The following is a 19,767-nucleotide window of genomic DNA, read 5'->3' on the forward strand; positions in this document are numbered from 1 at the left end:
TGCGCGTAACACGCGACAGGCAAAGATGGGGCAGCAGGAATGATTGGGCGCAGATCACAGCGCGATTCCGAAGAAGACATGGACGTCAGACCCAAGGGTTTTGATGACTATGAGGTACGGCTTGGCGATGTCATGCGCGGCGAACGTGCAACGATGGGCAAGTCGCTTCTGGATGTGCAGCGTGAACTGCGAATCAAAGCCAACTACATCGCCGCCATCGAAAATGCAGATCCCGATGCCTTTGACACACCCGGCTTCATCGCCGGGTATGTGCGTTCATATGCCCGCTATCTGGGCATGAACCCCGATGAGACTTTTGCGACCTTCTGTCAGGAAAGCGGTTTCGAGGTTGCGCATGGCATGTCAGCCGAGGCGTCGGTGGTCAAAAAAGCGCAAGGTGGTTTGCCCTCACGCGGGCCGATGGGACGTGATCCGTTTGTCTCGCCCAGTACGCCTTATATACCGGGCCGCGAATCCGTAGTCAGCCAGATTGAACCGCGTGCTATTGGATCGACGCTGGTGCTGTTGGCCGTCATTGGCGGCATCGGTTATGGGGGCTGGTCGGTTCTGAACCGCATTCAGCAGGTGCAGGTCAGCCCGGTTGAGCAGGCCCCCGTCGTGCTTACAGACCTTGACCCGCTGGATGCCGCACAGGCCCGGCCCGAGGCAACGGAACTGGCCAGCGCCGAGGTGCCAAGCTCTGAAGCGCTGGATCGTCTGTATCGTCCGCAGGCACTTGATGTGCCGGTGCTGGTGGCGCGGGATGCGCCGATTTCCACCCTTGATCCGCGCAATGTCGGAACGTTCCGCGCGCCCGAACCTCCGCAGATCAAGGTGACCGAAGTTCATACGGTTGAACGCCCGGCCTTGCCTCAAGTGGTTGAAAAGCTGGATACGACGCTGAAGATCGTGGCCGTGAACCCTGCTTGGATGCGTGTCACGGCAGCCGATGGCAGCGTGATTTTCGAAGGAACTCTGGGTACCGTTGAGCAGGGCAGCACGTTTGAAGTGCCGCTCACCGAGGAACCCCCGCAACTGCGAGCAGGAGCCGCGGGGTCGGTCTATTTCTCGATGAATGGCGAACATTTTGGTCCTGTGGGCGCGCCGGGCACGGTGGCCAAAGGTGTTGTTCTGTCAAAGGATGCCGTTGCAGAAACCTTCGCAGTTGCCGATCTTGAGGCCGATCAGAACAGCGCACTCAAGCAACTGGTGGCCGAGTTGCAGACCGAGGCGGCAGAAGCGCCCGCCGAGTGATCTTGGCATTGCTCCCCAAGGGATGGCGAACTATCTAAGGGTCAATTCAGGCTGATCCGGATCGATCCTCATGTCGCTCAATCACGTGCGCCCTTGGCGCAATATCTATCGCCGCAAATCCCGCCAGATCATGGTTGGCAATGTGCCCGTCGGAGGTGACGCACCGATTGCCGTGCAGACCATGACCAACACGCTGACCACCGATGTGGCTGCGACCGTGGCACAGGTGCAGGCGGCAGCAGAGGCGGGGGCGGATATCGTGCGGGTCTCGGTCCCGGATGAGGCCTCGTCAAAAGCGCTGAAAGAGATCGTGCGCGAAAGCCCTGTTCCTATCGTGGCTGATATTCATTTCCACTACCGTCGCGGAATCGAATCCGCCGAGGCCGGTGCGGCCTGTCTACGGATCAATCCGGGCAATATCGGCGATGAAAAACGGGTGAAAGAGGTCATCAAAGCCGCGCGAGACCACAATTGCTCGATCCGGATCGGGGTGAACGCAGGGAGCCTGGAAAAGCACCTGCTTGAGAAATACGGCGAGCCGTGCCCCGAAGCGATGGTCGAGAGCGGGTTGGAGCATATCCGTATTCTCGAAGACAACGACTTTCACAATTTCAAGATCAGTGTGAAGGCCAGCGACGTATTCCTGTCAGCGGCGGCTTATCAGGGCATTGCCGAGGCGACGGATGCGCCCATCCATCTGGGCATCACCGAGGCCGGAGGGCTGGTCAGCGGCACCATCAAATCGGCCATCGGTCTGGGCAATCTGCTGTGGATGGGCATTGGCGACACGATCCGCGTCAGCCTGTCTGCTGATCCGGTGGAAGAGGTCAAGGTCGGCTATGAGATCCTGAAATCTCTGGGCCTGCGCCATCGCGGCGTGAACATCATCTCATGCCCCTCCTGCGCGCGACAGGGTTTTGACGTAATCAAAACGGTTGAGGCGTTGGAGCATCGCTTGGAACACATCAAGACACCCATGAGCCTGTCGATCATCGGCTGTGTCGTGAACGGTCCGGGTGAGGCGCTGATGACCGATGTCGGTTTCACCGGTGGCGGGGCAGGCTCGGGCATGGTCTATCTGGCAGGCAAAGCCAGCCACAAGATGTCAAACGACCAGATGATTGATCACATCGTTGAAGAGGTCGAAAAGAAGGCAGCAGAGCTGGATGCGGCAGCTGAAGCTGCTGAGTAACAAGGCCTATGCAACAGGCATTTGCTGTGTTGCGCAGTGAATGCCGCCGCCCAGCTCGCCCAATACGTCGACATTCAATGCAATGATCTCGCGCCCGGGGTAGTGACGAGCTAGGGCCATCTGTGCAATCTCATCGGTTTCGCGGTCTCCAAACTGGGCCATCACGATGCCGCCATTACAAATATAGTAATTCGCATAAGACGCCACGAATTCGGGATCGTTAACTCGGCGCCTATTGGGTTCAGGGATCACCTCAACCTGCAATCCTTCGGCGACGAGACGGTCATGAGTATCAAGGGCCGCGACATGAAACGGATCATCCACATCCGGCTCGTCTGGCAGGTTGATCAAAACGCGCCCAGGGCCGGTGAAGCGCGCCAGACTGTCGATGTGGTAATCGGTGATATCCTCGCCCCAGACCCCATCAGACCAGACCATGCGGTCGGCCCCATATGCAGCCAGTAATCGAGATTCAATTTCATTGCGTGACAGGTCTGGATTGCGGTTCTCATTCACCCACGAGCTTTCATGGGCCATGATCAACCCATGACCGTCTTGTTCTACACCGCCGGCCTCGCCTTTCAAGCCGGTCGGAAGCAGGGGCAGACCGAGATGGTCGGCAACCTTGGCAGCGATCCGCGCATCGTGTTTGTGCACCTGTTTCCGACCCCAGCCATTGAACTGGATACGAGTGACCGCAATCCCGCCTCGATTGTCGATCACGAAGATTGGACCTGCGTCGCGGCACCACAAATCTTCGGTTGGAACATCCCAGAGCTCGACTGATGAGGAAAGTTTTTGACGTGCATCCGCATGGTGCTTTCCCGCCGCAAGCATCGTCACGGGTTCAAAGGCGGAAATGGCGTTCGCGATTTCCGCGATGGTTTGTTGCACCATATCCAGAAAGATCTGGTCACGGTAAACTTTGCGGCTGACCGGCCATTGCATAAATGTGCGTTCGTGGGGCGCTTCTTCCGCCGGTACAAAGAAGTTTGAGGTGCGCTGAGCGAGGGCTTGCTTAGACAGGCCCATAAAACTCAGCGCACCTCCAGTGAGTAAGAGGTTCCGTCGATCCATGCTGGAAACCCACAGTGATGACTTAACCCTGTTCTGCCCGAACACCATTTGCGATCTGGAGCATTTGGTCTGCGGGCAGGTACCCGCGCATCATTTCGGTGCCCAGAACAAAGGACGGTGTGCCTGAAATCCGCAGCTTTTGCGCCAGATCGCGGGTTTTTGCGATTTCTTCGGTGACCTCATCGCTGTTCATTGCCGCGATGATCGCGTCGCTGTCCAGACCCAGCCCATCTGAAATCCGGCGCAGGGTCACCTCGGAGGGCTCGCCGCTGAATTCCAGCAGAGCGTCATGCACCTGCTTATAGGCATCGTCTCCCGCCACCTGTTTTGTTGCGATGGCAAAGCGGGATGACGCTACAGAGGCATCGCCCAGGATCGGCAATTCCTTAATCACAAGACGGATATTGCCGTCCTCGGCCAGCAGGGTGGCCACTTCGGGCACGGCGCGCCGGCAGTAACCGCAACGGTAGTCCATGAACTCGACCAGAGTAATATCGCCGTCCGGATTGCCACCGACCCAGCTGTAACCGTCATTAAAAAGCTCGTCAGCGTTGGCCGCAACGAGCTCCTTGTCAGCCTGAGCCTCGGCAACGGCATTGCGTTCCTCAAGGATATTGATCGCCTCGAGGATCACTTCGGGGTTTTCCAGAAGGTATTCGCGCACTTGTGCGCCAAACTCGGCCTTCTCGGCGTCGCTCATCGCGTTCAATTCCAGCGCCTGCGCAGGACCAGTGATCAGGGAAAGACCCAATAGGGCCGGTGCAGCATGTCTCAGGATCATTTCCGTTTCCTCTTTTTCTTCTTCTTTGCGCGCTCCGAGGCAATCAACACATCCTGTGCCCTTTGCCAACCCGGAGAGCCTTCGGGGAGCTGTGCAACAGCCCGTTTAGCATGTATGCCCGCATCATCAAGTCGGCCCTGCAGCGCATAGCGTTCTGCAGTCACCGCAGACGCCATTCCGTTGTTGCCCACCTGCGAATAGGCAGAACCCAGATCCTGCATCAGCCGGGCATTGCGATAGTCGCGTGCGCGCGCCTTTTCAAGCACTTGCAGGGCTTTCTTCGTCTTGCCATCCGCCAGCAAAGCACGTCCGTAACCGGCGAGGATCAGGGCATTGTTGGGCGCCATATCAACGGCTGCACCGTAGGCATCCACAGCTTCGGGCACGCGCCGGTTCTCCAATAGAATCTGGCCCTTCAATTCATAAAAAAACGGATCGTCAGGGCGAATCTCAAGCGCACCATTGATTGCGGCGCGGGCACGGGCGAGATCGCGATTTTGATGATGGGCCGATGCCTCGCGCATCAGGCGTATGTCACGATCTTTTTCTTCGCCCGCGCGACGCATGGTCCAGGTCGGGGATCGAAGAAAGGCTGACAACTTACCTTTGATCCGCGCGAACCAGTAATCGGCATTTGCGTTTTGCTCTGCCTTGTCGCCGAATTCGTTCAGAAAGGCCTCGGCGGCGCGCAAACGTTCGCGGCTGGTAGGGTGTGAGCGCATGTAGGGGTCTTGATTGACGGGGTTCAACAGCTCTTGCCCCGCGAACTTACGGTGCAGGTTGACCATCCCGCGCGGAGATACTCCCGCCCAACGCAAATAGCTGGCAGCACTTCGATCCGCCGAGGCTTCTTCAGCCCGCGTATGGCCCAGAAAGCTGCGCAGCGCCGAGGCTTGTGTGCCCGCTGCAATTCCTGCAGCAGCTTCTCCGCCACCTGCGGCTGCGGCTGCAAGCGCTAAAAGTGTCCCAAGCTGCGCGTTACGTTGTGCCGCGCGCAGGTTCTCTGAGCGTCTGGCCAAGTGGCCGTTGGCGATGTGCGCGGCCTCGTGTGCGATCACCGCTTGCAGCATCTCGGGCGTATCGACGCTCAGGATCAAGCCATAGTTGATATAGATCGTGTTGTAATCGATCACGAAGGCATTGAACGTACCATCATTGACGATCAGTACGCGCACCCGGTTGGTGTTCAGGCCAGCGGCCCGCAGGATCGGAAAGGCAAGCTCTTGCAGCCCGTGTTCAATGTCGGGATCGCGGATAAGGCTTTGCGCGCTGGCCTGCATGGCGCTGATCGACCATGTCACTGCCAGCAGCAACACGGCCGGGATTGACGCCAGCCGGGATAAGCGTTCAAAAGCCATGGCTGCAACATGGGAGATGGCCATGAGAAACTCAACCCGTTCCGGGGTCAATCCCTTCATCGTGATGGACGTGATGGAGGCCGCGCGCAAGGCGGAAGAAGCCGGGCGGCATGTCGTTCACATGGAAGTAGGTCAACCGGGGACCGGCGCACCCAAAGGGGCAACCGAAGCATTGGCGAAGGCCATGGAACAAGGGCCGCTTGGGTATACGGTGGCTTTGGGTTTGCCCGCTCTTCGTCAGCGGATCGCGCAGATGTATGGCGAATGGTATGGCGTTGATCTCAATCCAGAACGGGTGGTCATCACACCGGGATCATCGGGCGGGTTTTTGCTCGCCTTTACCGCTCTGTTCGACAGCGGTGATCGGGTGGGGATTGGTGCCCCGGGATATCCCTCTTATCGGCAAATCCTGAAAGCCTTGGGTTTGGTGCCGGTAGACTTGCCGACAGCACCGGAAAACCGGCTACAGCCGGTGCCCGCCGATTTCACGGGGCTTGATTTGCAGGGATTGATGGTTGCCTCGCCTGCCAACCCGACTGGAACAATGCTGGATCACAAGGCGATGCAGGCGCTGATCGATGCGGCGCACGGGCAGGGTGCATCGTTCATCAGTGACGAGATTTATCACGGGCTGGAATACGAGGCCAAAGCCGTCACTGCGCTGGAGCTGACGGATGAGTGCTATGTGATCAACTCATTCTCTAAATATTTTTCGATGACCGGCTGGCGCGTTGGCTGGATGGTTGTGCCCGAAGATCAGGTGCGCGTGGTTGAGCGGATTGCCCAGAACATGTTCATCTGCGCGCCTCACGCCAGTCAGGTGGCCGCATTGGCAGCTATAGATTGTGACGACGAATTGCAGGCAAATCTGGATGTATACCGCCGCAATCGTCTGTTGATGTTGGATGGGTTGCCCAAGGCCGGTTTTACCAGTATCGCACCGCCGGATGGGGCGTTTTATGTTTACGCGGATGTCTCAGACTTGACCGATGACAGCCGGGCATTTGCAGCCGAGATTCTCGACAAAGCCGGGGTTGCCGTGACGCCGGGGCTGGATTTCGATCCGGTGCGCGGGCATACGACGCTGCGATTTTCCTATGCGCGATCGACCGAAGACATTCAGGAAGGGCTGGATCGGCTACAACTTTTTATGGCCAAGCGGGGTGCGATCCCGCAATCGGCCTAAAGCGTTCACAAAGGCGGCGTCATGCGATAGGCTCTGCCTCAAACGATCTCGGGATAACTTGAGGGCATGAGCAGGATTTTCTACGCAATCGCCCTGATCTGGGCGCTGACTGGTGCTGCTGTCGCGCAAGACTTTAGCGCGCTTGCACGCGTCCTTCCGGACCAGAGCGGCATCGTCGATGATGGCAATACCGGCGTAAGGGTCGAACTTGGGCTGACTCAAGGCGTGCCATACCGCGTGTTCACACTGCGCGATCCATACCGCGTGGTGCTGGATTTTCAAGAGGTCGACTGGTCTGGCCTGAACCGCGAGACCTTCCTGCAAACCAGCCGGATCAGCGGTGTTCAATTCGGGGCGTACGTGCCCGGTTGGTCGCGTCTGGTGTTGGAGCTGGGCGCTCCGCTGGCGGTGGAAACAGCTGATCTGCGGGTTGATCAGGCGACGGGCACTGCTCAACTATCGCTGCACCTAAAAGGCACTGATTTTGACAGTTTTGCAGCCAGCGCAGGTGCCCCGCGTCAGCCCGGCTGGGATTTGCCGGAACCCGCAGTGACACCGGCACTGCCACGGCGCGACGGTGTGCGGGCGGTACGGGTCATGCTGGATCCCGGGCATGGCGGCATTGATCCCGGGGCAGAATTCGCTGATACAAATGAGAAAACACTGATGCTGACCTTCGCGCGAGAGCTGCGAGAGGCGCTGCTGCGTACCGGCGGTTTCGAAGTGGTGATGACGCGTGTTGACGATCAATTCGTCTCGCTCGAACGCCGTATCTCGCTGGCACATCAGGCCGGGGCCGACGTGTTTATCTCACTGCATGCGGATTCGCTTTCCGAAGGGCTGGCGCATGGGTCGGTCGTGTACACTCTTTCAGAGGAAGCTTCAGACGTTGCCAGTCAAAAGCTGGCCGAACGGCATGACCGGAGTGATTTGATCGCAGGTATTGATCTCAGCGGTGCAGACGATCAGGTCGCTGATGTGTTGCTGGATCTGGCTCGGCAAGAGACTGTGCCACGCAGTAGCGCACTGGCGCGCTCGCTGGTGGATGGAATGACGCAGCAGGGAGGCCCGATGAATCGTCGTCCGCTACGTTCTTCGTCGTTTTCGGTGTTGAAGGCAGCCGATATCCCATCGGTTCTGGTTGAGTTGGGTTTTTTGTCCAGCCCGCGCGATTTCAAGAACATCTCTGATCCAAACTGGCGCGCATCCATGGCGCATGGGCTTGTGCAGGGGCTTGAGAACTGGCGTCGGGACGATCTGGTGAAGCGATCTCTGATCGGACAATGACGCAGCGGCGCAAAACAGCCATTGTAGCCTTTCGTGTTTTGACCCTGCGCGGGGGCGACACTATATAGGCGTCATCGCGAGTAAAAGGCAGTAACGTGATCCGGTTTATTCTTTCGTTCTTCGGGGCAATTTTCAGTCTCGTGACCTTAGGTATTTTTATGGCCGCGCTGGTCGTTGGCGCGGTGTTCTGGATGTATGGCCGAGACCTGCCCAGTCATGAATCATTGGCACAATACAAACCACCGACGATCAGCCGGATTTACTCGGGTGAGGGCCAGCTGATCGACGAATTTGCGCAGGAGCGTCGCCTGTTTACGCCGTCCGAGGAAATTCCCGATCTGGTAAAACAGGCCTTTATCTCGGCGGAAGATAAAAACTTCTATACTCATCAGGGTTATGACCCGCGTGGGATCATTGCTGCCGGGGTCGAGGCAGTGCGCACTAAAGGCGAAACCGTTCGTGGTGCTTCAACCATCACGCAGCAGGTGATGAAGAACTTCCTTTTGTCCGGTGATCGCCGGGCCGAGCGCAAGATCAAGGAAATTATCCTCGCCACCCGGCTTGAGGATACCTTGGACAAGGAACAGATCCTCGAGCTGTATATGAACGAGATCTTTCTGGGTCAGAACTCTTATGGTGTGACCGCTGCTGCGCAGACCTATTTCAACAAAACTCTGCAGGAACTGACCCCGCATGAAGCCGCGATGCTGGCGGCGATGCCCAAGGCACCATCGGACTACCATCCTGTGCGGCAGAAAGAACGTTTGCTGAACCGCCGCAACTATGTGCTGCGCGAGATGCAGCAGAACGGCTATATCGATCAGGCCACCTATGAGACCGAAGTCGAGATGCCTTTGCGTTCGGTTCAGAACGGGGATTTTGAAAGCTTCCGCACTGCACTGCCGCCGCGTGACTATTTCACCGACGAAATCCGTCGCCAGTTGAGCGAGGATTTTGGCGAGGGTGAGTTCTTCACTGGCGGTTTCACCGTACGCGCCTCGGTGGATGAGGAAATGCAGGTCGAAGCGGCGAAAGCCCTGCGAACGGCGCTGCAGAAATACGACCGCTCTCGCGGGCGGTGGCGCGGCACAGGCGAGGTCATCGCCGAGGAGAAGCTGGCGGATGAAGCACAGTGGCGCGAGGCGCTGGCGATCATGGAAATCCCCCGCGACGTGGTGCTGCCGACGCAGTGGTATCCTGCCGTTGTTCTGAACGTGGCCGACCAATCCCTGACCGTCGGGATCGAAGATGGCCCAGCAGATGGCACAATCCCGCGCGAAGACATCAAGTGGATGCAGGGCAATTTCCAGGACAATTTCAAACGCGGCGATGTCATTCTGGTAATGGCTGGCGAAGAGGGGCAGTGGTCTGCCCGTCAGGTGCCAGAAGTGCAGGGCGGCTTTGTCGCGATGGACGTGAATTCGGGCCGTGTTCTGGCGATGCAGGGTGGGTTCTCGTATCAGGACACCGTGTTCAACCGCGCCACTCAGGCGCAGCGCCAGCCCGGGTCCAGCTTCAAGCCATTCGTTTATGCCGCTGCTCTGGATAGCGGATACAGCCCCGCGACGATCGTTGTGGATGCGCCGATCGAGGTGAATACACCGCAGGGCCTGTGGCGTCCCAAAAACTCGACGAACAAGTTTTATGGTCCGACCCCGTTGCGTACCGGGATCGAACAGTCGCGGAACTTGATGACCATCCGTCTGGCGCAAGAAGTCACCATGCCCGTTGTTGCGGGCTATGCCGAGCGGTTTGGCGTCTATGATCGGATGGGGGCGTTCCTTGCGAACTCGCTGGGGTCAGAAGAGACGACGCTGTATAAGATGGTTGCTGCTTATGCGATGTTCGCCAATGGTGGTGAACGGGTCGAACCAACGTTGGTCGACCGTATTCAGGACCGGTTTGGCAAGACCATCTATCGCCATGACGATCGCCAGTGCGTCGATTGTAACTCTAGCTGGCTTGAGCCTGATGAATCGCCCACGATCCTCACCGATCGCAGCCAGGTCATGGATGCCATCACCGCCTACCAGTTGACGTCGATGATGAAGGGCGTGGTTGATCGCGGCACTGCATCACGTGTTGTGAACCTGCCCGTGCCCACAGCGGGCAAGACCGGCACCACGAACGAATCCAAGGATGCGTGGTTCATCGGTTTCACCTCAAATATCGTGGCCGGTTGCTACATCGGTTATGACCGCCCGCGCCCGATGGGCCGGGGGGCCTACGGCGGCACCTTGTGCGGTCCTGTGTTCCAAAGCTTTATGGAAAAAGCAGTCGAGAAATACGGCGGTGGCCCGTTCGAGGTGCCTCCGGGTGGCCATTTCATCAAGATTGACCGGTTCAGCGGCGCGCGCCTGCCAGAAGACGCGAGTGGAGAATATGTGGTCGCCGAGTATTTCCGTGATGGCGTGGATGGTTTTATCGATCGCGTCTATGACGGTGGCTTCGCGATGGGATCTGACCTGCCGTTGTTTGAAGAGGCAAGTTCGGGCCGTCAGGTGACCACCTCAACCGGGGATACGATCACGGTTGGCCCCAATGCCAGCCAGGGCGATCTGCAGGGCGGCGGGCTTTACTGATCCGCCCAAGTTTCCCGGCTCAGTCGTCTTGTGGTGCCTCGCACCTCTTGCTATCACGCACACCTGATTGAGCAAGTTGGGACCTGACCATGCGCGCCGAAACCCAGAATATTGTGGCGGAAATCGAAAAGTCGCTGGAGCTGCTGGCGCAGCGCATGGACTATGAAACAGCGCCGCACCGGTTGGAGGAATTCAACGCGCGTGTTGAAGATCCGAACCTGTGGGACAATCCCGAGAACGCGCAGAAATTGATGCGCGAACGGCAGTTGCTGGTCGATGCCATCGAGACCTACGAATCCATCAAGACCGATCTCAGCGACAATATTGAGCTGATCGAACTGGGCGAGATGGAAGAGGACGAAGAGGTCGTGACCGACGCCGAAGAAGCGATCAAAAAGCTGAAGACCAAGGCCGCAAAGAAAGAGCTTGAGGCGCTGCTTGATGGCGAGGCGGACGGCAATGATACCTTCCTTGAGATCAACTCGGGCGCGGGCGGTACGGAAAGCTGCGACTGGGCCTCGATGCTGGCGCGGATGTATGTCCGCTGGGCCGAGAAAAAGGGCTATACGGTCGAACTGCAATCCGAGACAGCGGGGGAAGAGGCGGGGATCAAGTCCGCCGCCTACAAGATAACTGGCCACAACGCCTATGGCTGGTTGAAATCGGAAAGTGGCGTGCACCGTCTGGTGCGTATCTCTCCGTTCGACTCGGCGGCCAAGCGTCATACCTCGTTCAGTTCGGTCTGGGTTTATCCTGTGGTGGATGACAATATAGAGATTGAGGTGAACCCGGCCGATATCCGCGTCGACACCTATCGCTCGTCCGGCGCGGGCGGTCAGCACGTGAACACGACGGACTCGGCCGTTCGGATCACGCATATTCCAACCGGAATCGTGGTGACCAGTTCCGAGAAATCGCAACACCAGAACCGAGATATTGCCATGAAGGCGCTCAAGTCCCGGCTGTACCAGCAAGAGCTGGATCGCAGAAACGCCGAGATCAACGCCGCCCACGAAGCAAAGGGTGATGCAGGCTGGGGCAACCAGATCCGGTCTTACGTGCTGCAGCCCTATCAGATGGTCAAAGACTTGCGGACCAATCACGAGACATCGGACACCAAGGGTGTGCTGGATGGTGATCTGGATGGTTTCATGGCGGCGACACTGGCCCTGAATGTCTCGGGCAAAAGCCGGTCCGAGGCACAGGGCGACGGCTAATTGCGGCAGTCCCTGACCTCGGCTGTGAACCTGATCAAAGGCCACTGGCAATTGATCGCAATTGTCGCGTTGGTGTTTGTGTTCTGGAACACGATGCTGGTGCTTCCGTTGAAAATCCTGGTTGTGTTCCTGCATGAGCTTTCGCATGCCGGTGCCATTATCCTGACCGGTGGTTCGGTTGAAAGTTTCTCGGTCTCTCCACAACAAGGTGGCCTGGTTATTGGCCGAGGAGGCAATCGGTTTGTCAGTCTGTCAGCGGGATATCTTGGGTCCTTGATGCTTGGGATGGGCCTGCTGATGATCGCCCTGCGCACCAATGCCGATCGGGCTGCGCTTGGTCTCTTTGGGGGAGTCATGCTGATTGTTGCGCTCCTGTATATCCGGGAACCGTTTGCCATGGCGTTCAGCGCGGGCTGTGGAGCGGTGATGCTGGCCACCGCGTGGTTCCTGAACCGCAACCTGTGTGATCTGATTCTACGGGTCATCGGGCTGACCAGCATGATCTACGTTCCGTTTGACATTTTCGATGACACGATCCGACGCGCGGGATTGCGATCAGATGCATATATGCTGGCTGAAGAATTCGGCGGAACCACCATGATGTGGGGCGGGTTGTGGCTGGTGCTTAGTCTGGTGATGATCGTCTTTGGTCTGAAGAATGTGCTGGGCCGCAATAGCAATGTGCGGATCGACCTCAGGATCAGATGATGCGCTCTCTTGCGCCGCTCTTCTTCGCGAAATTCTAAAAAGATACATTTAAACAGTGGCTTTAAATGGTCCGAGCACGTCGCTAGGCTGATGACGAGCAGCCAAAGGACCAACCCGCATGGATTTGACCAGAGCATCCGCGACGGACATTCTTGACGCCTTGTCCCGCCGACAGCTTTCAGCTGCAGAACTGATGCGCGCGACGCTGGATCGGATCGCCCAGGTGAACGGTGAGGTAAACGCGATTGTCGCGCTGCGGGATGAAGACGCTTTGATGGCCGAGGCGCGGGCGGCGGATGCCGCGTCACCTCGCGGCGCGCTGCACGGGTTGCCGATAGCGGTGAAAGATCTGGTAAATGTGGCAGGGATCACTTCGACGCAGGGTTCGCCATTGTTCAAGGATCATGTGCCGCAAACTGACGATCTGCTGGCCGCCCGGCTAAGGGCTGCTGGGGCAATTCTGATCGGTAAGACCAACACGCCGGAATTCGGACTGGGTTCGCACACGTTCAATCCTGTCTATGGTGCAACACGCAACCCTTATGATCCCACGAAAACCTGTGGAGGTTCGTCGGGCGGTGCAGCAGTGGCGTTGGCGACGGGAATGCTGGCGCTGGCGGACGGCTCGGACATGATGGGCAGCCTGCGCAACCCGGCCGCATGGAACAACGTATACGGGTTCAGGCCAAGTTGGGGGCGCGTTCCGTCTGAGCCAGTGGGGGACGGTTATCTGCATCAGCTTTCAACTCTGGGGCCTATGGCGCGCAGCCCTGAAGACATCGGGCTATTGCTTGACGTCATATCCGGCCCCGATCCAAGGATGCCATTAAGCACAGAGGTCGAGCGCGTGTCGCCCGTTCAAGCGGCTGATCTGACAGGGATGCGCATAGGCTGGTTGGGCGACTGGGGCGGGGCGTTTCCGTGCGAAGAGGGTATCCTCGCGCTATGCCGCGATGCGTTGCACGTTTTCGAAGAACGCGGTGCGCGCGTTGAGGCGCTTGCACCACCGTTTGACGCGGACCTGATCTGGGACAGTTGGATTACTCTGCGCTCCTGGTCAGTGGCCGCAGGGTTGGAGCCTTTGGCCAAGAAGAAATCATCACTCAAAGATACCGCGCAATGGGAGTTGGAGCGCGGCCTGGCGCTCAGCGCGATGGATGTGCACCGGGCCAGTGTGAACCGGTCTGACTGGCACAAGCGGGCGGTGGAGCTTTTCGAAGACTATGACGCCTTGGTGTTGCCCGCAGCGCCGGTCTGGCCGTTCGAACTTGAAACGCCGTACCCAACCGAAATCAAGGGGCAGGGGATGGATACCTACCATCGCTGGATGCAGGTCGTGACACCCGTCAGCCTTTTGGGGTTGCCCTGTCTGGGTGCGCCTGTCGGTTTTGGAGCACAAGGGCTGCCGATGGGAATGCAGCTGTTCGGTCCGCGTGGTGCAGATGCGCGGATCTTGTCGATTGGGGCGGCATATCATTCTGCAACGCTTTGGCCTCAGAAACGACCCGCCATGTAGAACAACCGCCCGGGAGGAGAAAACAAGAATGGACAAACCCTTTGGTGTGCCGACGCTGAAACCCGTTGATACCGCGATGCTGAAAGAAGCGTTACGCCGAGCTTGGCAGGATTATCGCCGCGCGCCGCTTTTCGGACTTCTGTTCGCAGGCTTCTACGTGCTGGCCGGGTGGCTGATGGCGTGGGTCACGCTGCAGACGGGAACGTCGTTCTGGCTGGTTTTGGCTGCGATCGGCTTTCCCCTGATCGGGCCGTTTGCTGCCGTGGGATTATATGAGGTCTCGCACCGGCTGGAACAGGGTGAGCCGTTGAATCCCGGTGCGATCTTCGGCGTGGTCATACAGCAAAGCCGAAGGCAACTGCCGTCGATCTGCGCCATTATCGTGGTGATCTTTCTGTTCTGGTTCTTTCTGGGCCACATGATCTTTGCCCTGTTCATGGGGCTGTCGACGATGACCAATATTTCAACATCATTTGAGGTGTTCCTGACCCCGAATGGGCTGAGCATGTTGGTACTGGGCACACTGGTCGGGGCCGTATTTGCAATCATTCTGTACATGATCACCGTGCTGTCGATTCCTATGCTGCTGGATCGTGAGCTGGATTTTGTGACCGCGATGATCACCAGCTTTGCCTATGTCAAAGCGAACATGGGTGTGATGCTGGCGTGGGGGGCCTTCATCGCGATCATCACTTTTTTGGCGATGATCCCTTGGTTCCTGGGCCTGTTTATCGTCCTGCCTTTGCTGGGGCATGCCAGCTGGCATCTTTATCGCTTGATCTTGGACAACGATCCGTCCGGGGCTGCTCAGCCGACACCCTCTTAAATCTGTCCGTTTAAGTCAGGCCCTGATGAATTGTGCGCCTTTCGGGCCGATTGCAGTGCTGCGGACAAATCATGCCCAAGGTGATGCAGCGTAAGCCGTCTTACATCGGATCCACTGCCACCGGCCAACCGATACACATAACCCGACCATTCCTGAGGTGCCCATTCAGGCGGAAGGTTCAGAACCATCATTCTGCAATCCTGTGCGCCGGGCCGGGACATCAATGCGCAGACTTGTCCGCCGATATGAGAAACGATGCCCTGAACCTCACGCATGGGCGCGGAGCATTTCGGCATATGGGACAAGGGCTCATAGCTGCGCAGCAAGGTGCAATGCCTAATGCGGCGGATAAACAGCAGCCGGTGCAGTGTTGGTTCGCGTCGGTTTGGCGGGGCCTCAGCGGCGTGATAAAATCCGGTCGCCATGGTTTTTTCTGACCCGGTGACGAGAAATCGATCGATGATTTCTGATGCGGGATGAGCGGCGACCGGTTCTATTTCATCCAAAGGTTTCAGCAGGATACGCGCGTCGATATCGAAGAATCGACACATCCGGTCCAGCACATCCGGCCTGGGAAAACTTTCACCTGACAGATAGCGATTAAACTGCGTTCGATTGATGCCCAATTGGCGGCAAAGCTCTGAAACCGACCGATAACTGTTTGCGAGCTGCCTGAGGTTGGCTCCGAACATGCTGCGCAATTCTGCGGGGCTGCGATTGATGTCGGTCACTTCTGTCCCAGATTTCCGTTTGTATCTTCAGCAAAAACAGGTTTACGGCGGCACAGCGACCGCGCAGTATTCAGAAATCGTAAAGTTGACCCCAACGGGTGCTGCAAAGCGCCTCGCTACGCGTCACAGGCTAGTCTGATGATAAGCAAAATCAATAGGCTTTCAGCCTATTTGCATGATCTTTTTCATGCCGTTGCTCATATATGATGAACGCATTAAGCCTTTTTGAGATTAGCAGGGCACAATGGCCAAGCAGGCCGCCGCCCCAAGAATGAATTCAGTCCCAGGGCGGAAATGGGGCTTAGTCACCGCGCAACAGGGCTGCAACTCCGGTACGGGCGATTTCAATCAAGCCAAGAGGGCGCATCAGATCGGCAAAGGCATCGATCTTGTCCGGTGCACCGGTGATCTCGAAGATGAACGAATTCAGCGTACTATCGACGACATTGGCCCGGAAAATGTCGGCCAGTCGCAGGGCTTCGACCCGTTTATCGCCTTCACCCACAACCTTTATGATCGCCAACTCGCGCTCGACCGAAGCACCTTCGACTGTCAGATCATGCACGTCACGGACCGACACGATGCGTCCAAGCTGCGCCTTGATCTGCTCGATCACTTGTGGGGTGCCGGTGGTGACGATGGTAATTCGGCTGAGATGCCCGGTATGGTCAACCTCAGCAACCGTTAGACTTTCAATATTATAGCCACGACCCGAGAACAGACCAATTACGCGGGCCAGAACCCCCGGTTCGTTTTCAACCAGCACCGCGATCGTGTGTTGTTCCTGCACGTCCGAGAATGTCGGGCGTAGGTTATATGCAGAATGGCGGGTGGAGCCTTTGACGATGTTTAGCGGAGTCATTGATAGACCTCATCTTGGACATAAGTTTCTTCGGGCTTTCGTAGCGCAGAGATCAGCGCTTGGAGGCAAACTACGCAAGCCAGTATTAGAATCGGGGCAAACACGAGGCGCAAAGACAATATCTCGGTCATCTTGAAAAGCACCATATGTGTTGCTGGTCCGATACCGATCCACATTGCGGCGGCCAGTACCAGACGCCATGGAGAAGTTGTCAGGACGCCAGCTCGAAGCAGGAACAATGCAACGATTGCAAGCAGCCCAGATTCATAGAACCAGAAGTACGGTGTAGACATGGAAATACCCAGAAAGAGCACCGCTACCCGCAAGTCAAAACCTACCCTTGGGCTGCGCCATGCAACGAAGACTGCAATTCCAGACAACACTGTCAAAGTCCATTGCATCGCAAGCGCGAGCGTTTCTGGCACACCTATGCTGGCCAGCAAGGAATAAGGGCTAAGCATGACCGTATTCAGGTGGATTGAGCTTCGTATCTCTTCAAAGTGAACGCCCATCATGTTGCGCATTTCGGTCCAATATTCGACGCCAACGACCAGAGTGGCCAGAACGGACAAGACCACCGTCGTGACCGTTGCTGATATGATCGTCTTCCACGCACCGCTTGCCAAAAGCGCAAGCGGTATGAGCAGGCCGAGTTGGGGTTTAAGCGTCAGCAATCCAATAAAGAACCCTGCTAGTACGAAGCGGTCGTTCTTTAGCGCCGCTAGTGCGGCCAGAAGGCCTGCTGCCCAAAGGGTTGTGGTCTGCCCCATATACAAGTTTGGCAACATGGCGGGGGAGAGTGCAAAAGCAAACCAAACCGGTACGATTCCGCAGGAAAATGGCCGCACAGCAAGAAACATCGCGACAATTGAAATCGCTGTGAAAATCGCCCAAGCCGGAGAAAACGACAATGCCCCGAGTGGTTGGAGTGCGACAAGGAATGAGGGAGGATAAGACCAAGGCATCCAATCGTCTTCCTTGGACGCTTCGTGTATTTCCGACAATCTGTCGATATCAAATGCCGCAAGCGGTTCGCCTAAATGCGCGAGGTGACCTGCAGCCCAGAACACCTTGAAATCAACGGATAACGCCATTTTTCCTTGATCAACAACGGCATACCAGCCTGTGCCGACCCAGAACAATATCAACGCTAGAACGAAGAGTGGAACCATGAGCCCCACTTGCCAACCGCGACGGCCGGTGAATATCGACAAATTCTCTTCCGGGCTCGAAGCTCTGGCTGAGAACTGACTGCTGAGATCACGCATGATCTAACCCTTTTTCATGTCACGTGCGGCGACCTTAGCTCCGGCATTTGACCTAGATGTGGCAAAGCGGTGCTCAAACAAGCACAGCTCCACCAGCTTGGATAACACCTTGCGTTTCGGCTTCGCCCAGCAGCATCTCATTGTGGGCCTTGCCCGATGGGATCATCGGGAAGCAATTCTCGTGCTTTTCGACCACGCAGTCGAAGATGACCGGACCGTCGTAATTGATCATCTCGATGATCGCGTCGTCCAGATCGGCCGGGTCGGAACACAGGATACCCTTGGCACCAAAGGCTTCAGCGAGCTTGACGAAATCGGGCAGGGCCTCGGACCACGAATGCGAATAGCGTTCGCCGTGCAGCAGCTCTTGCCATTGGCGCACCATTCCCAGCCGCTCGTTATTCAGAATGAACTGCTTCACGGGCAGGCGGTACTGCGCGGCCGTGCCCATTTCCTGCATGTTCATCAGCCACGAGGCCTCACCGGCCACGTTGATGACCAGCGCATCGGGATGTGCCATTTGCACACCGATCGAGGCGGGGAAACCATAGCCCATGGTGCCCAGACCGCCCGAGGTCATCCAGCGGTTGGGGTCTTCAAAACCCAGGTATTGCGCCGCCCACATCTGGTGCTGTCCAACCTCGGTTGTGACATAGCGGTCGTATTTCTTCGTCAGCTCTTCAAGCCGTTGCAGCGCGTATTGCGGCTTGATGGTCTTCTCGCTGTTTGTGAACGCAAGGCAGTTGACCTTGCGCCATTCGTTAATCTGGTCTTGCCACTGCTTGATATTGGCAGCGTCTGTTTTGCGACCGCGTGCTTTCCAGACTTTCAGAATATCCTCAAGCACGTGGGCAACATCGCCAACTATTGGGATGTCGACACGGATAACTTTGTTGATCGACGAAGGGTCGATATCTACATGGGCTTTGATTGAGTTCGGCGAGAACGCATCGATCCGGCCGGTGATACGGTCATCAAATCGCGCGCCGATGTTAATCATCAGATCGCAATCATGCATCGCCATGTTGGCCTCGTAGAGCCCATGCATCCCAAGCATACCGATCCAGTTTTCGCCAGAGGCCGGATAGGCCCCAAGCCCCATCAGAGTCGAAGTGATCGGAAAGCCGGTTGCATCCACCAGTTCGCGCAGCAGCTGGCTGGCAGCTGGACCAGAATTGATAACGCCACCACCGGTATAGAAGACTGGCTTCTTTGCGGTCTCGATTGCTGCAACAAGCTCCGTGATTTCTTCCAGATCGCCCTTCAATACTGGCTGATAGTGAGAGGTCGACGGTTTTGGCGTCGTGTATTCACCCGAGGCGAACTGAACGTCTTTCGGAATGTCAACGAGCACGGGGCCGGGGCGACCGGAAGTGGCCACATGGAAGGCTTCGTGCATAGTTGCCGCCAGCGAGTCCGTATCCTTCACCAACCAGTTGTGCTTGGTGCAGGGGCGCGTGATGCCCACAGTGTCGGCTTCCTGAAAGGCGTCAGAGCCAATCATGAAGGTCGGAACCTGACCGGTCAGAACAACGATCGGAATTGAATCCAACAACGCATCGGTCAAGCCGGTCACGGCATTGGTCGCGCCAGGACCGGATGTGACCAAAGCAACGCCCGGCTTGCCGGTCGAGCGGGCATAGCCTTCGGCAGCATGTACCGCACCTTGCTCATGCCGTACCAGAATGTGACGGATGTCATTTTGCAGAAAGATCTCGTCATAGATCGGTAGGACGGCGCCACCGGGGTATCCGAATACCGTGTCCACGCCCTGATCCTTGAGGGCCTGAACCACCATCTTTGCGCCGGTCATCTCACGTGTCATCTGCTTTGCTCCGTTCGCGACATGTGTCTTGCGTGTTGCCAAAAAAAAGCCCCCGAGATTTTCGGAGGCGCATGGGTTCGATTATGGTTTACCGTTA

Annotated in this window: 16 protein-coding genes; 9 read left to right on the forward strand and 7 right to left on the reverse strand. The window is 57.2% G+C overall.

What is annotated here, in order from left to right; translation table 11 throughout:
• Nucleotides 1-39: 39 nt before the first annotated feature.
• Nucleotides 40-1,254: a helix-turn-helix domain-containing protein gene (locus I5192_RS05195; protein WP_170608901.1), complete on the forward strand. Its 1,215-nt coding sequence runs from the start codon at nucleotides 40-42 to the stop codon at nucleotides 1,252-1,254.
• Between the two features lie 70 nt (nucleotides 1,255-1,324).
• Nucleotides 1,325-2,446, forward strand: a complete 1,122-nt coding sequence (gene ispG / locus I5192_RS05200) for a flavodoxin-dependent (E)-4-hydroxy-3-methylbut-2-enyl-diphosphate synthase (RefSeq protein ID WP_170396552.1) — start codon at nucleotides 1,325-1,327, stop codon at nucleotides 2,444-2,446.
• A 6-nt stretch (nucleotides 2,447-2,452) separates the two neighbouring features.
• On the opposite strand, the gene I5192_RS05205 is transcribed toward ispG, so the two are convergent.
• From I5192_RS05205 to I5192_RS05215, 3 genes are all read right to left on the reverse strand, one after another.
• Nucleotides 2,453-3,478 (reverse strand): agmatine deiminase family protein, encoded by a 1,026-nt coding sequence (locus tag I5192_RS05205; protein WP_370644403.1) that lies wholly within the window; start codon nucleotides 3,476-3,478, stop codon nucleotides 2,453-2,455.
• Between the two features lie 67 nt (nucleotides 3,479-3,545).
• The gene (locus I5192_RS05210; protein ID WP_170396556.1) at nucleotides 3,546-4,304 is read right to left on the reverse strand and encodes a DsbA family protein; all 759 of its coding nucleotides are present in this window, start codon (nucleotides 4,302-4,304) and stop codon (nucleotides 3,546-3,548) included.
• Nucleotides 4,301-5,686, reverse strand: coding sequence for a M48 family metalloprotease (locus tag I5192_RS05215; protein ID WP_223117908.1), 1,386 nt, complete (start codon nucleotides 5,684-5,686; stop codon nucleotides 4,301-4,303). Before I5192_RS05215 ends, I5192_RS05210 begins: the two co-directional genes overlap by 4 nt.
• Here I5192_RS05215 and I5192_RS05220 point away from each other — a divergent pair.
• The 7 genes from I5192_RS05220 (at nucleotide 5,685) to I5192_RS05250 (ending at nucleotide 14,984) form a co-directional block, all read left to right on the forward strand.
• Nucleotides 5,685-6,848, forward strand: coding sequence for a pyridoxal phosphate-dependent aminotransferase (locus I5192_RS05220; RefSeq protein WP_223117909.1), 1,164 nt, complete (start codon nucleotides 5,685-5,687; stop codon nucleotides 6,846-6,848). The genes I5192_RS05215 and I5192_RS05220 overlap by 2 nt on opposite strands.
• A 66-nt stretch (nucleotides 6,849-6,914) precedes the next feature.
• Nucleotides 6,915-8,135 carry an N-acetylmuramoyl-L-alanine amidase gene (locus I5192_RS05225; RefSeq protein ID WP_170512067.1) on the forward strand — a complete coding sequence of 407 codons (1,221 nt, stop codon included), beginning with the start codon at nucleotides 6,915-6,917 and terminating at the stop codon, nucleotides 8,133-8,135.
• A gap of 95 nt (nucleotides 8,136-8,230) precedes the next feature.
• Nucleotides 8,231-10,717: a penicillin-binding protein 1A gene (locus I5192_RS05230; protein WP_170612330.1), complete on the forward strand. Its 2,487-nt coding sequence runs from the start codon at nucleotides 8,231-8,233 to the stop codon at nucleotides 10,715-10,717.
• Nucleotides 10,718-10,806: 89 nt separating this feature from the next.
• Nucleotides 10,807-11,934 carry a peptide chain release factor 2 gene (prfB, locus tag I5192_RS05235; RefSeq protein ID WP_223117910.1) on the forward strand — a complete coding sequence of 376 codons (1,128 nt, stop codon included), beginning with the start codon at nucleotides 10,807-10,809 and terminating at the stop codon, nucleotides 11,932-11,934.
• Nucleotides 11,935-12,642: a M50 family metallopeptidase gene (locus tag I5192_RS05240; protein WP_223117911.1), complete on the forward strand. Its 708-nt coding sequence runs from the start codon at nucleotides 11,935-11,937 to the stop codon at nucleotides 12,640-12,642.
• A gap of 118 nt (nucleotides 12,643-12,760) precedes the next feature.
• Nucleotides 12,761-14,158 carry an amidase gene (locus I5192_RS05245; protein WP_223117912.1) on the forward strand — a complete coding sequence of 466 codons (1,398 nt, stop codon included), beginning with the start codon at nucleotides 12,761-12,763 and terminating at the stop codon, nucleotides 14,156-14,158.
• Between the two features lie 28 nt (nucleotides 14,159-14,186).
• Entirely contained in the window at nucleotides 14,187-14,984 is a 798-nt protein-coding gene (locus I5192_RS05250; RefSeq protein WP_170396570.1) for a DUF2189 domain-containing protein, read from the forward strand.
• On the opposite strand, the gene I5192_RS05255 is transcribed toward I5192_RS05250, so the two are convergent.
• From I5192_RS05255 to I5192_RS05270, 4 genes are all read right to left on the reverse strand, one after another.
• Nucleotides 14,981-15,715 (reverse strand): helix-turn-helix transcriptional regulator, encoded by a 735-nt coding sequence (locus I5192_RS05255; RefSeq protein WP_255612070.1) that lies wholly within the window; start codon nucleotides 15,713-15,715, stop codon nucleotides 14,981-14,983. The genes I5192_RS05250 and I5192_RS05255 overlap by 4 nt on opposite strands.
• Nucleotides 15,716-16,016: 301 nt before the next feature.
• On the reverse strand, nucleotides 16,017-16,577 hold the full coding sequence (gene ilvN, locus I5192_RS05260; protein WP_170396580.1) for an acetolactate synthase small subunit: 561 nt from the start codon (nucleotides 16,575-16,577) through the stop codon (nucleotides 16,017-16,019).
• Entirely contained in the window at nucleotides 16,574-17,845 is a 1,272-nt protein-coding gene (locus tag I5192_RS05265; RefSeq protein ID WP_170626685.1) for a glycosyltransferase family 87 protein, read from the reverse strand. The genes ilvN and I5192_RS05265 overlap by 4 nt, the downstream gene beginning before the upstream one ends.
• Nucleotides 17,846-17,918: 73 nt before the next feature.
• Complete coding sequence (locus tag I5192_RS05270; protein WP_223117913.1) at nucleotides 17,919-19,670, reverse strand: acetolactate synthase 3 large subunit; 1,752 nt, start codon at nucleotides 19,668-19,670, stop codon at nucleotides 17,919-17,921.
• Nucleotides 19,671-19,767: the final 97 nt, after the last annotated feature.

Origin of the sequence: Ruegeria sp. SCSIO 43209 (genome assembly GCF_019904295.1) — a bacterium.
Lineage (GTDB): Bacteria > Pseudomonadota > Alphaproteobacteria > Rhodobacterales > Rhodobacteraceae > Ruegeria.

Excerpts from the sequence above, each read along its gene's own strand:
- I5192_RS05210 (WP_170396556.1), bottom strand. The coding sequence starts at position 4,304 with ATGATCCTGAGACATGCTGCACCGGCCCTATTGGGTCTTTCCCTGATC.
- I5192_RS05250 (WP_170396570.1), top strand. The coding sequence starts at position 14,187 with ATGGACAAACCCTTTGGTGTGCCGACGCTGAAACCCGTTGATACCGCG.
- ilvN (WP_170396580.1), bottom strand. The coding sequence starts at position 16,577 with ATGACTCCGCTAAACATCGTCAAAGGCTCCACCCGCCATTCTGCATAT.
- I5192_RS05215 (WP_223117908.1), bottom strand. The coding sequence starts at position 5,686 with ATGGCCATCTCCCATGTTGCAGCCATGGCTTTTGAACGCTTATCCCGG.
- ispG (WP_170396552.1), top strand. The coding sequence starts at position 1,325 with ATGTCGCTCAATCACGTGCGCCCTTGGCGCAATATCTATCGCCGCAAA.
- I5192_RS05265 (WP_170626685.1), bottom strand. The coding sequence starts at position 17,845 with ATGCGTGATCTCAGCAGTCAGTTCTCAGCCAGAGCTTCGAGCCCGGAA.
- I5192_RS05270 (WP_223117913.1), bottom strand. The coding sequence starts at position 19,670 with ATGACACGTGAGATGACCGGCGCAAAGATGGTGGTTCAGGCCCTCAAG.
- I5192_RS05205 (WP_370644403.1), bottom strand. The coding sequence starts at position 3,478 with ATGGGCCTGTCTAAGCAAGCCCTCGCTCAGCGCACCTCAAACTTCTTT.
- I5192_RS05195 (WP_170608901.1), top strand. The coding sequence starts at position 40 with ATGATTGGGCGCAGATCACAGCGCGATTCCGAAGAAGACATGGACGTC.
- prfB (WP_223117910.1), top strand. The coding sequence starts at position 10,807 with ATGCGCGCCGAAACCCAGAATATTGTGGCGGAAATCGAAAAGTCGCTG.
- I5192_RS05225 (WP_170512067.1), top strand. The coding sequence starts at position 6,915 with ATGAGCAGGATTTTCTACGCAATCGCCCTGATCTGGGCGCTGACTGGT.
- I5192_RS05245 (WP_223117912.1), top strand. The coding sequence starts at position 12,761 with ATGGATTTGACCAGAGCATCCGCGACGGACATTCTTGACGCCTTGTCC.
- I5192_RS05220 (WP_223117909.1), top strand. The coding sequence starts at position 5,685 with ATGAGAAACTCAACCCGTTCCGGGGTCAATCCCTTCATCGTGATGGAC.